A 12,021-nucleotide genomic window follows, 5' to 3' on the forward strand; every position below is an offset into this window, starting at 1 on the left:
GGTCCGACAGCATCTTGGACGGGTCGATAGGCTGGACAGAGGTCATCGCGTGAACTTTCTTTCCTTCAAGTGACTTGCCGGTCTTTTGAAGGATCACGCGGTGACCACCCCCTATCCGGCTACGACACGCCCGCACTTTGCTGGCGTCCGGCCATACACCATCCTGCTGGACTCAACCGGAATGCGTAGCTCATGCCCCATATATTTTCATATATTTCCACGCAGGGGATTGGGATGGGAAAGCTGACCGCCGGTGGCGCTGCCGTCGTAGACGGACAGCACCGGGGAGACCGGACATCGGTCTCATGTCGCTAAGCCGTTGGGCATCGGCCCCGGCGGTCAGTCCCGCCGGAACCTACCAGTAGCACCGATATCGTTGGCGAGGTCGCTCAGTCACGCCGCCGGAACAGGTTTGCAAGTGCGTTGATGATGTCTGGTCGTGTCTCGGGTGGCGCACCCCAGAGGGCAAAGATGCAAACGGCCGATCCACACATAGCCAGGATTGCGACAGTCATTGCTACGTTCACCTGCTCAAGCCTTCCTCGGTCAGAGGAAGGAAGACGGAACCTCACCCTGACCAGCGTTCTGGTTTCTGACCAGCGTTCTGGTGTGGTGACGGCCATTCCGTCAGCGGCGCTGAGTCTACATCCGTCAATCCAGGGCGGATACCGTCTCGGCACCACCGGCCGTGCCGGTCGGGGCTGGGATAACGACGGGCTCGGGTGCCTTGTCGGCAAACTCCACGGTGACCGGGGCATGGTCCGACCAACGTAGGGCGTACTCGGCGGCCTTCTCAACACGTGCCGACACGGCTCGGGATGCGATATCCTCCGTTGTGTAAACCGCGTCGATGCGCCAGCCGGCGTCGTTGTCGTAGGCGCGGCCGCGGTAGGACCACCAGCTGTAGGGGCCGGGCACGCCCGGATGGAGTTGGCGGACCACGTCGACATACCCCGCGGCCAGCATCTCGTCGATCCAGGCCCGCTCCCCCGGCAGGAAGCCGGAGTTCTTGACGTTGCCCTTCCAATTCTTGATGTCGAGTTCGGTGTGCGCGACGTTCCAGTCGCCGCAGATCACGAAATCGCGGGTCTGCGCCTTCATATGCCCGCCCAGTTCGCCGAGGAAACGATATTTCTCGTCCTGCATGGGAGTGTCGGCCTCACCGGTGTGCACGTACACGCTCGCGACGGTGACGTCGTCGAAATCGGCCTCCACGTAGCGGCCGACGCCGTCGAATTCGGTGCTGCCGAAGCCGATTCGCACGCGGGTGGGCTCACGGCGGGACAGAATTCCGACCCCGGCGCGGCCCTTGGCGCCCGGCTCGGCGTGGGCGAGGAACCACCCGGCGTCGAGGACCGGCGCCAGTGCCTTGCGGGTCTGGTCATCGGTTGCCCGGGTCTCCTGCAGGCAGATGATGTCGGCCTCGGTCACTGCGAGCCATTCGAGCATCCCCTTCCCGGTCTTGCCGGTAGCTGCGCGTATGCCATTGACGTTGACGGAACTGATGATGCGGGCCACGTATCGACCGTACAATGCGGGAATCAACCCGTCCTCGCGGACATCGCGGCCACGCCGAGCAGGCCGCCGCCGATTCGGAAGGGGTGACGACGATGACGTCCGGCACCACCCAACCCGCCACCTCCCTTGCGCCGATGACAGCCCTGCACACCGGATCGGGTGATCCGCTGCTGCTGTTGCACGGTTTCCTGATGTCGCCGCACTGCTGGGAGGACGTCGCGTCCCGATTGTCCGCTACTTGCGAGGTGTTCGCTCCGGCCTTCGCCGGGCACTGGGGCGGCCCCGACCTCAGCGGCTGGTACATCGACGTGAATCTGCTCGCCGACCGGGTCGAGGAACAGCTCGACGAATTGGGTTGGCGCACCTGCCATATCGCGGGCAACTCGCTCGGCGGCTGGGTCGGCTTCGAATTGGCCCGCCGCGGCCGGGCGCGCACGCTCACCGCCATCGCACCCGCCGGTGGATGGCACAATCCGTCGCTGGCGCAGTTGCGGGTGGGGCTGGAGTTCCTGATGCTGCTGCCGATCGTCGAAATCGGCAAGCGTCTACCGGCCTGGATCCGGTTCAGCGCGCCGGTCCGGCGGGCCACCGCCATGTTGCTGAGCAAGAACATCGCCGCGGCGCCGCGACGCGGAGTGGAAGCGGCGATCATGTCGGCGACCCACTGTGCGGCCATGCTGCCGCTGATCGTCAGCGGTCTGCGGATGGCGGTTCTCGACGATCTGTCCACCGTGCGGACGCCGGTGCGCCTGCTGATGTGCGAATTCGACCGGATCATCCCGAACCGCATGTACGCCAAGCGTTTTCTGCGGGAACTGCCCGAGACCGCAGACCGCATCCTGGTGCACGGCGTGGGTCACGTCCCGATGCTGGAGGCTCCCGACCGCATCGCGACCCTCATCGCCGAGCACGTCTATGCCAGCCGCACGCGTCTGCGGGCGGTGTGAGAAAGGCCGGCGGATCGGTTCGAACCCCTCGGCGCCGATCCGCCGGCCGCCATCACGTGGCGATCACCGGCCCAGCAGGCCCTTCGCGATATGGGTCACCTGGATCTCGTTGCTACCGGCGTAGATCATCAGCGACTTCGCGTCGCGGGCGAGTTGTTCGACGCGGTATTCCTGCATGTAGCCGTTACCGCCGAACAGTTGCACGGCCTCCATCGCGACCTCGGTGGCAGTCTCCGAGCAGTACAGCTTGATCGCCGAGGCCTCGGCCAGGGTCGGCGGTTTGCCCGCACGGCCGCGTTCGAGGGTGTTGAAGACCATGTTCTGCACGTTGATGCGGGCGATCTCCATCTTCGCGAGCTTGAGCTGCACCAGCTGGAAGCGGCCGATCTCCTGACCCCACAGCATGCGGGTCTTGGCGTATTCCACACACAGCCGGTGACATTCGTTGATGATGCCCAGCGCCATGAAGCCCACGCCCACCCGCTCGGCGACGAAACTCGTTCGCGCGCTTTCTCGCCCGTCGCCGCCCTTGTGCTCCTCGGTCTCGCCGAGCAGCCGGTCCTTGCCCAATCGCACGCTGTCGAAGAACAATTCGCCGGTGGGTGAGGAGTGCAAACCCATCTTCTTGAACGGTTTGCCCTGGGTGAAGCCCTCCATGCCCTTGTCGAGGACGAAGGTGAGCACCTTGCGATCGCGTTTGTCGGTGCCGTCGCCCTCGTCGAGTTTGGCGTAGACGACCACCACATCGGCGTACGGACCGTTGGTGATGAAGGTCTTCTGGCCGTTGAGGATGTAGTCCTCGCCGTCGCGCTTGACCGAGGTCTTCATGCCGCCGAAGGCATCCGAACCCGAATCCGGTTCCGTGATGGCCCAGGCCGCGACCTTCTTCAAGGTCACGATATCGGCGAGCCAGCGTTCCTTCTGCGCGAGCGTGCCGCGCGACATGATGGTGGCCGCGCCGAGACCGATCGAGACGCCCATCGCGGCGACCAAACCCATACTGACGCCGGACAATTCGCTGATCAGCACCGCCATCAACGACTGCTGCTCGCCGAACGGGTCACTGCCGGACCTGGGTTTCTTGTCGCGCTGTCCGGCCTCGTCCGGCGCGGCCTCGGCGGCACGCTGCTTGGTGAGCATCTTCTCTATCGCCTCGGCGCCCATGACGTCGATGCCGAACTCGCCGAACAGTTTTCGCAAGATCGGATACGGCGGCATCTCACCGCTGTCGAGGGCGTCCAGATGCGGCCGGATCTCCTTGTCGATGAAGGCGCGCACGGCCGCGCGGATCATCTCGTCGGTCTCGGACCATTCGAACATCGTCATTCTCCTCCAGCGTCAGGGCAGCCGGGCTGCGATGTCGTCGATCAGCCAGGGGCCGTCGGTTTCGATGGTCTTCACGTCGTGCCAGCCGCCGAGTTCGGAGATGGCCCCGCCCTGGACGGCGAAGACCTTGCCGGTGACCGGGCATTTGTCGGTGGCCAGATAGGCGACCAGCGGCGAGATGTTGGCCGGGCTGAAGGCGTCGAATTCGCCTTCGCCCACCTCGGCGGCGAAGATCGCGCCCATACCGGGTGTGGCCAGGGTCAAGCGGGTGCGCGCCATCGGGGCGATGGCGTTGACCCGCACGCCGTAGCGTTCCAGTTCCTCCGCCGCGACCAGGGTCAACGCGGCGATACCGGCCTTGGCCGCGCCGTAGTTCGCCTGGCCGGCGTTGGGCAGGGTGACGCCGGAGGCCGAGGCGGTGTTGACGACGGCGGCATTGGGCTGCTTACCGGCCTTCGACTGGTCCTTCCAGTACGCCGCGGCATGGCGCAGCACGTTGAAGTGGCCCTTCAGATGCACCGCGATGACCGCGTCCCACTGCGATTCCTCCAGACCGGCGATGAACCCGTCACGCAGGATGCCGGCGTTGTTGATCACCACGTCGAGCGCGCCGAATTCCGAGATCGCCTGGTCCACCAGGTTTTTCGCACCGTCCCACTGCGCCACGTTGTCGGTGTTGGCCACCGCCTTCCCGCCCTCGGCGCGGATCTCCTCCACCACCTGCTGCGCCGGTCCGGCGTCGGCGCCCTCTCCGGCGTTGCTCCCGCCCAGATCATTCACCACCACCGAAGCGCCCTCGCGCGCGAACAACAGCGCGTGTTCGCGTCCGATGCCGCGGCCGGCGCCGGTGATGACGGCGACCCGCCCATCCAATACACCCATGAAAGTCTCCTCGGCTACGAGTTGTCGGCGACGACCGCCAGGCCGTCGGTCAGAACGAGATCGGTTCCGCGCGCGGTGCGGAACGCGTAGGTGGTGTCGGAGCCGGTCGAGCCGACCTTCCAGATCTGCGTCTCCAGATCGTCGCCGGGGAACACCATCTTCGAGAAGCGCACCGCGAAACGCTTCAACCGGTGCACATCGGAACCGGCGACCTCGGTGAGGACCGCCCACGACGACATCGCCATCGTGCACAGACCGTGCGCGATGATGCCGGGCAGTCCCGCGTCCTTGGCCACCTGCTCGTCCAGGTGCAGCGGCACCGGATCGCCGGAGGCGGGGGCGTAGCGGTAGGTCTGATCGTCGTCCACGTGGGCGGCGACCCGGGCCAGGGGCGGGCGCGCCTCCAGTTCCGGATCGAACTTGTGCGCCGGCGCGCTCTCACCGACCCGCTTGCCGACATCGATGTTGCGGAAGAAGGCGGTCAGGTACTGCTCGTTGACCAGCTCGCCCTCGGAGTCCCGGCATTCGATGAGAATGGTGATGGTGGTGCCGTTCTCCCGGCCCTCGTAGCCGACCGCCTTGGCCCGCGAGACCAGCCGATCACCGGGCCGGATCGGGCGGTGGAAGTGAAAGTCCTGCTCGCCGTGCACGACTCGGCCGAAGATGTCCATCGGGACGACGTCGATCACGGGCATCATCATCGCCTCGAAGACGGGCACGATGGCGAAGACGGGTGAGGCGATATCGCCGGACAGGTGGGCCGGAATCGGGTCGTTGGTGGCCGCGGCGTACTCGGCGATCCGCTCCCGGGTGACCTCGAATCGTTCCTCGTCGGACCAGACGTCGAGGCCCGCGTCGTCGAATTCCACGGGCCGGGGTGCTGTTTCGGTGGCCATATGCGCCTCGCTATGCCGTCGCGAGCGCGTCGAGCTGGTCGAGGGTGGTGTCCAGCTGCTTGGCGCCGTCCTTCTCCACCGCCTTGCCGAGCGCGCCCTTGATGAGCGCGCCCTCGAAATCGCCGGAGACCGAGAACGTGCTGCCGGCCCCCTCGGGCGTGATGTCGAAGGAGAACTTCACCTTCACACCGGCCATACCGGCGCCGCTGAGTACCAGGTTGTTCGGCGAATTCACCTCCTCGACAACCCATTCCATCTTGTTCGCCATGCCGAGCATCATGATCTTGGCGACCAGCTTCGAGCCCGTGGTGAGCGTGGCCGGCGGTTCCTCCATCCAGCGCTCGTGGATGGTGAACCACTTGTCCCAGGTCTGCGGATCCGAGACGACCGCCCACAGCGCGTCCGGGGTGGCGTTGAGGTTCTTGGTGGCTTCGATGTGACCCATGCTCGTACTCCTTTCAGCGCTCGGCGCGCTGGTAGGCGGTGACGACCGCGGCTCCGCCGAGGCCGATGTTGTGCTGTAGCGCGGCGGTGACGCCGTCCACCTGACGCTTGTCGGCCTCGCCGCGCAGCTGCCAGGTGAGCTCGCTGCATTGCGCCAAACCCGTCGCGCCCAGCGGATGCCCCTTGGAGATGAGGCCGCCGGAGGGGTTGACCACCCACTTGCCGCCGTAGGTCGTCTGCTCGCCGTCGATGAGGCTGCCGGCCTCGCCCTCGCCGCACAGGCCCAGCGCCTCGTAGAGCAGCAGTTCGTTGGCGGAGAAGCAGTCGTGCAGTTCGATCACCTGGAAGTCCTGCGGGCCCAGGCCCGACTGCCGGTACACTTGCTGCGCGGCTTGCACATTCATGTCGTAGCCGATGAGGTTCTTCGCGGTGCCGTCGAAGGTGGACGCGAAATCGGTGGTCATCGCCTGGCCCACGATCTCCACCGCCCGCCCGGCCAAACCGTGGCGGTCGACGAAGTTCTCGGAGGCCAGGACCACCGCGCCCGAACCGTCCGAGGTCGGCGAGCACTGCAGCTTGGTGAGCGGGTCGTAGATCATCCTCGCGCCCAGGATGTCGTCGAGCGAATACTCGTCCTGGAACTGCGAATACGGGTTGTTCACCGAATGCTTGTGGTTCTTGAATCCGATCTTCGCGAAATGCTCCGCGGTGGTGCCGTACTGCTTCATATGTTCGCGGCCCGCGGCGCCGAACATCCACGGCGCCGGCGGGAACAGCACTTCGGAGATCTCGGCCAGCGCCATCATGTGCTTGGCCATCGGCTGCTCGCGGTCGTCCCAGGTGGAGCCGAGCGATCCGGGCTGCATCTTCTCGAAGCCCAGCGCCAGCGTGCAGTCGGCCAGCCCGCCCCGAATCGCCTGTGCCGCAAGGTAGAGCGCGGTGGATCCGGTGGAACAGTTGTTGTTCACGTTGATCACCGGGATACCGGTCATCCCCAGTTCGTAGACCGCGCGCTGGCCGGAGGTGGACTCGCCGTAGACGTAGCCGACGTAGGCCTGCTGCACCTCGCGATAGTCGATTCCGGCGTCGGCCAGCGCCTTGGTGCCGGATTCGCGGGCCATATCCGGGTAGTCCCACGCACGGGTCGTCCCGTCGGCCTCCTCGACCTGCCGTCGCCCCGGTTTCTCGAACTTCGTCATTCCGACGCCGACGACGTAGACCTTGTTCGTCATCGAACCACCCTTCTCCCAGTCGGCCGCCCCGGCGAGCGGCAGCGGTCGATCCGTTCCGATCGAACTGGAAACAAACATACGGAGCTGTATGTAAATGCGCAATAGGGTGCGTGAGGTCGCTGCCGGATCGGGAGGTATGCGCAGTTAGGACGTTTGTGTTGATACGTACAGGTGCATCTGTAGCTCGCTATAGCGCCCGCCCCGCCGCCGGCGCACCGGCGGGGCGGTACGGCAGTCAGCGGTGGCGCCCGTAACAGCAGCCCGATCTCCCGCGCGCGAGAGTCGGCGCATCGGACTGCGCCGCAGCGTCATTCGTCGCGAGGCGGCTACCGGGAAGCCCCACGGCCACCGCACATCGGCGCCGGCGCGGAGCCTTTCAGAGCTCTCAGCCCCCGATTCCCAGGCCCGGCAGTGCGGATTCGGCGGCCCGGCGCAGATGCGCGGAAGCTCGCTGCCAGCGGCGGTGGGCACGCTCCGGATCGGGGGATACGAAGTTGGAGACCAGAATTCCGCGCAAGGTGTCCATCGCGGTATAGGCGAAGTCCCGAACTTCCTTGCGCCGCAATTCGTCCGGGACCAATTGCGATACCGCCATCAGGACGGCGTTGTTGACGAACGGCTCGACCTTCTCGGCCTCGGCGGCCAGCACCGGATCGGTGCGCCCGGCCACCCACAGCTCCATGGCCGCGATGAACAGCGGTCCTTGATGCAGCTCCCACATCGCGTCGAGGGTGGCGCCGATCGGATCGTCGCCGGCGCGCAACCGGCCCAGCTCCTTCATCGCGGCCTCGGTGCGCCGCTGCGCCAGATGCGAGATGGCGGCCACCACCAGATCCGTCTTGGAACCGAAATGGTGCACCTGAGCGCCGCGAGTGACCCCGGCCCGTTCCGCGACGCGCGGCGTCGTGGTGCCCGCATAGCCGTATTCGACCAGGCAATCGATGGTCGCGTCGAGCAGCCGCACCCGCATCTCACTGCTGCGCTGCTCCTGCGTACGACGCGGCGGCTTACCGACGGCAGATCTGGCCATTCGGAAATCCTACACTTACATACACACGTGCATGAAACTCACTCGGGCTCGTGCGCCGCACGGCCGCGCTGGATCGCGGCCAGCACCACACGCACGCCGGCGCCGATGAGCGCCAGATCGGCCAGGATCTGCACAGTCACCATGACGCGGGCGGCCTGCGAGGTCGCAGCGATATCGCCGAAACCGACCGTTCCCAGCACGGTCACCGTGAAGTAGAGGGAATCGACCCGGGTCAGCAGGATCGTGAAACTGTCCGGCGCGGCCGACGACATCAACACATACGTCGTGGCGAATACGAGAATGAACACCACCGCGATCATGGTCAGCGCCTCGGCTCCGCGGAGTCCGGGATAGGGCGCGGCGACGATCCGCGTGGCCTGCCGCACGATGAGCACGACGACCAACACCAGACCACCACACAGGCCCAGTAGCGGGCCGAGCTTGTCCAGATGATGAAAGGGCAGGACGAAATACAGCGCGACGAGCACGATCGTCGTCACCGCGGTTCGGGCGGCGGCATACAACGCCGCCCGCCGCCGCGCACCGTCACCGCCGCTCCACTGTTCCTGCGGATCCATCCTGACCTCCCGGTCGAGTTCTGCCGCCTGCTCGGGATCACTCAACCACGCCGGAGGGTCGCACAAGGGGAGGTTGCCCGGCGTTCTCCCGGTCGGCTACAGGCGAGGAGCGACCGGTTCACGGCGTCGCGCCACGCGGCGAGACGACCACACGGTGATGGTGAACAGCACCACCCCTGCGACGGCGAGGCCCGCGCCCACGACGGCGGGCGCGGTGTAACCGAGGCCCGCCGCGATCACGAGGCCGCCCAGCCAGGCGCCGGCGGCGTTGGCGATGTTCAGGGCGGCGTGGTTGAGGGCGGCGGCGAGGGTTTGGGCGTCGTGGGCGACGTCCATCAGGCGGGTTTGCAGGCCGGGCGCCAGTGCGGCTCCGGAAGCGCCGACCAGGAAGGCGCCCGCGGCGGCGGTGAACGGATTGTGTGCTGCCGCAACGAAAGCCGCGAGAATCACGACCATCGCGATCAGCGCGACGAACACCGAGCGGTCCACGCCGCGGTCGGCGAGGACGCCGCCGCCGATGTTGCCCGCGACCATGCCCAGGCCGAACAGTGCCAGCACGATCGGCACGAGGCCCTGACCCATGCCGGCGACATCGGTGAGGGTCGAGGTGATGTAGGTGTACACCGCGAACATGCCGCCGAAGCCGACCGCGCCGACCAGCAGGGTCAGCAGGACCTGGGGGCGGCGCAGGGCGGTCAGTTCGGTGCGCGGATCGGTCACCCGCACGCCGTGCAGATCGGGCACGAAGCGGGTGATCGCGAGGACCGTGGCGAGCCCGATGACGGCGACGACCACGTAGGCGTCACGCCAGCCGAGCCCCTGCCCGAGCCAGGTGGCCGCGGGGACGCCCACCACATTGGCGGCACTCAGGCCCAGCATCACCGCGGCGACGGCCTTGGCCCGCTGCCCCACCGGCGCCAGCGAGGCGGCGGCCAGCGAGGCGACACCGAAGTAGGCGCCGTGCGGCAGACCGGCGACGAAACGCGCGGCGACCAACGCCGGGAACGCCGGGGCCAGCACCGAGGCGATATTTCCGACGGTGAACGCGATCATCAAGCCGATCAGCAGGCGCTTACGCGGCATGCGGGCGCACAGTGCCGCGATCACGGGCGCGCCGACCACCACGCCCAGCGCGTACGCCGAGACGGCATGTCCGCCGGTGGGCTCGGAAACATGCAGATCCGCGGCGATGTCGGGCAGTAGTCCCATGGTGACGAATTCGGTGGTGCCGATCCCGAAACCGCCGAGCGCCAGCGCGAGCATCGCCGGAACATGCCATCCGGTGCGGACGGAAGTCTCCCGCGCCGAGCCGAGCGCCGCACGGGACGACGCGTCACTCGCAGACGGCGCCGAGGGGAAGTCGACGGGAGGTGCGGTACGCACGGGAGCTGAGTCGGCCACGGGTGTGGCCAACACGCGCGGCCGTCGCGGTGATACCGGCGGCCGGGGTGATTCGACTCACCGGAACCGGCTTCCGCTCGCCAGCGTCGTCCGAGGAGCATCGAAATCGTTGCGGGACAACGGCTCTCGCCGCATCGGAGGCCGCGCCCGGCGCGCTGTCGGATACCTCACACGCCGCGCGATCGGGTGCGGAAAGCAATTCGGGCACCCGCGGCCACCGGGATCGGTGGGGGCGGGTGCCCGGATATGTCTACCGGCCGCGCCGGATTCCGGCCGGTCGTGAGCGTTCAGCTCAGTTCGCGCGCCAGGTTGGCGTCGAGCACACCGAGGAATTCCTCGGTGGTCAGGTAGCCCTGGTTGCCGCCGACCAGCAGCGCCAGATCCTTGGTCATCTGGCCGCTCTCGACGGTCTTGATCACGACGTCCTCGAGGGTCTGCGCGAAGCCGATGACCTCGGGGGTGTTGTCCAGCTTGCCGCGATGCGCCAGACCCCGCGTCCACGCGAAGATCGAGGCGATCGGGTTCGTGGAGGTGGGCTTGCCCTGCTGGTGCTGCCGGAAGTGGCGGGTCACCGTGCCGTGCGCGGCCTCGGCCTCACAGGTGCGGCCGTCCGGGGTGAGCAGCACCGAGGTCATCAGGCCCAGCGAGCCGAAGCCCTGCGCCACGGTGTCGGACTGCACGTCGCCGTCGTAGTTCTTGCAGGCCCAGACGTAGCCGCCTTCCCACTTGAGCGCGGAGGCGACCATATCGTCGATCAGCCGGTGCTCGTAGGTCAGTCCGGCGGCCTCGAACTCTTCCTTGAACTCGGTCTCGAAGATCTCCTGGAAGGTGTCCTTGAACATGCCGTCGTAGGCCTTCAGGATGGTGTTCTTCGTCGACATGTAGACCGGGTAGTTCTGCTGCAGGCCGTAGTTCAGCGACGCCCGCGCGAAGTCCTCGATCGACTTCTTGAAGTTGTACATACCCATGACGACGCCGCCGTCCTCGGGCATCTTCACCACTTCGTGGACGATCGGCTCGGAGCCGTCCTCCGGGGTGAACTGAATCGTGACGGTGCCGGCCTGATGCACCTTGAAGTCGGTGGCGCGGTACTGGTCACCGAAGGCGTGACGGCCGATGATGATCGGCTTGGTCCAGCCGGGCACCAGGCGCGGAACGTTGGAGATGATGATCGGCGCGCGGAAAATGGTGCCGCCGAGGATGTTACGAATCGTGCCGTTCGGCGAACGCCACATCTTCTTGAGACCGAATTCCTCGACACGTGCCTCGTCGGGGGTGATGGTGGCGCATTTGACGCCGACGCCGTGTTTCTTGATGGCGTTGGCCGCGTCGACGGTCACCTGGTCATCGGTCTTGTCGCGAGTTTCGATGCCGAGGTCGTAGTACTCGAGGTTCACATCGAGGTACGGATGGATCAGCTTGTCCTTGATGAACTGCCAGATGATCCGGGTCATCTCGTCGCCGTCGAGTTCGACGACGGTCCCTTCAACCTTGATCTTGGACATGGATCTTCGTGTCCTCCTAAGGAAGGTGTGCTCCCATTGCACGGCCAGGCGAGCACGCTTGTGAGCGGACCCCAGCTGTTCAACAGACAACGTATACGCCCCGCGTTGTCCACGAGACGCCTGGTGCTAAACAAGACAAGCGTACTGGTGCGCTGGGTCTCACTGACAGGGGCGGTCCCATTGCGAGCTACCCACGTCACACCGGCCCGATGTCCGGTCGCCAGGGAAACGGACATACACCGCGAACATCCGCCTCGAATCG

11 protein-coding genes are annotated in these 12,021 nt (G+C 66.4%); 1 reads left to right on the plus strand and 10 read right to left on the minus strand.

Going from position 1 to position 12,021, the window contains the following annotated elements; genetic code table 11:
- Positions 1-651: 651 nt before the first annotated feature.
- Complete coding sequence (locus tag A5789_RS17485; protein ID WP_155525954.1) at positions 652-1,518, minus strand: exodeoxyribonuclease III; 867 nt, start codon at positions 1,516-1,518, stop codon at positions 652-654.
- Between the two features lie 14 nt (positions 1,519-1,532).
- On the opposite strand from A5789_RS17485, the gene A5789_RS17490 reads away from it, so the two are divergent.
- The gene (locus tag A5789_RS17490; RefSeq protein WP_227463188.1) at positions 1,533-2,465 is read left to right on the plus strand and encodes an alpha/beta fold hydrolase; all 933 of its coding nucleotides are present in this window, start codon (positions 1,533-1,535) and stop codon (positions 2,463-2,465) included.
- 63 nt (positions 2,466-2,528) lie between these two features.
- Here A5789_RS17490 and A5789_RS17495 read toward each other — a convergent pair whose 3' ends face one another.
- The 9 genes from A5789_RS17495 to A5789_RS17535 all read right to left on the minus strand — a co-directional run bounded on the left by A5789_RS17495 (position 2,529) and on the right by A5789_RS17535 (position 11,759).
- Positions 2,529-3,785: an acyl-CoA dehydrogenase family protein gene (locus tag A5789_RS17495; protein WP_064902583.1), complete on the minus strand. Its 1,257-nt coding sequence runs from the start codon at positions 3,783-3,785 to the stop codon at positions 2,529-2,531.
- Between the two features lie 18 nt (positions 3,786-3,803).
- Positions 3,804-4,673 carry an SDR family oxidoreductase gene (locus A5789_RS17500; RefSeq protein WP_064902582.1) on the minus strand — a complete coding sequence of 290 codons (870 nt, stop codon included), beginning with the start codon at positions 4,671-4,673 and terminating at the stop codon, positions 3,804-3,806.
- A gap of 14 nt (positions 4,674-4,687) precedes the next feature.
- Entirely contained in the window at positions 4,688-5,569 is an 882-nt protein-coding gene (locus A5789_RS17505; RefSeq protein ID WP_063015600.1) for a MaoC/PaaZ C-terminal domain-containing protein, read from the minus strand.
- Between the two features lie 10 nt (positions 5,570-5,579).
- Positions 5,580-6,014: an SRPBCC family protein gene (locus A5789_RS17510; protein WP_063015599.1), complete on the minus strand. Its 435-nt coding sequence runs from the start codon at positions 6,012-6,014 to the stop codon at positions 5,580-5,582.
- A 13-nt stretch (positions 6,015-6,027) separates the two neighbouring features.
- A complete protein-coding gene (locus tag A5789_RS17515; protein WP_063015638.1) occupies positions 6,028-7,245 on the minus strand; it encodes a lipid-transfer protein in 1,218 nt (405 codons plus the stop codon).
- A gap of 385 nt (positions 7,246-7,630) precedes the next feature.
- Positions 7,631-8,275 (minus strand): TetR/AcrR family transcriptional regulator, encoded by a 645-nt coding sequence (locus A5789_RS17520; RefSeq protein WP_064902581.1) that lies wholly within the window; start codon positions 8,273-8,275, stop codon positions 7,631-7,633.
- Between the two features lie 38 nt (positions 8,276-8,313).
- Positions 8,314-8,898 (minus strand): potassium channel family protein, encoded by a 585-nt coding sequence (locus A5789_RS17525; protein WP_146098797.1) that lies wholly within the window; start codon positions 8,896-8,898, stop codon positions 8,314-8,316.
- A gap of 51 nt (positions 8,899-8,949) precedes the next feature.
- On the minus strand, positions 8,950-10,236 hold the full coding sequence (locus tag A5789_RS17530) for an MFS transporter (RefSeq protein WP_227463189.1): 1,287 nt from the start codon (positions 10,234-10,236) through the stop codon (positions 8,950-8,952).
- 305 nt (positions 10,237-10,541) lie between these two features.
- Positions 10,542-11,759, minus strand: coding sequence for an NADP-dependent isocitrate dehydrogenase (locus A5789_RS17535; protein ID WP_063015596.1), 1,218 nt, complete (start codon positions 11,757-11,759; stop codon positions 10,542-10,544).
- Positions 11,760-12,021: the final 262 nt, after the last annotated feature.

This window comes from Nocardia sp. 852002-51101_SCH5132738 (assembly GCF_001665695.1).
GTDB classification, from domain to species: Bacteria; Actinomycetota; Actinomycetes; order Mycobacteriales; family Mycobacteriaceae; genus Nocardia; species Nocardia nova.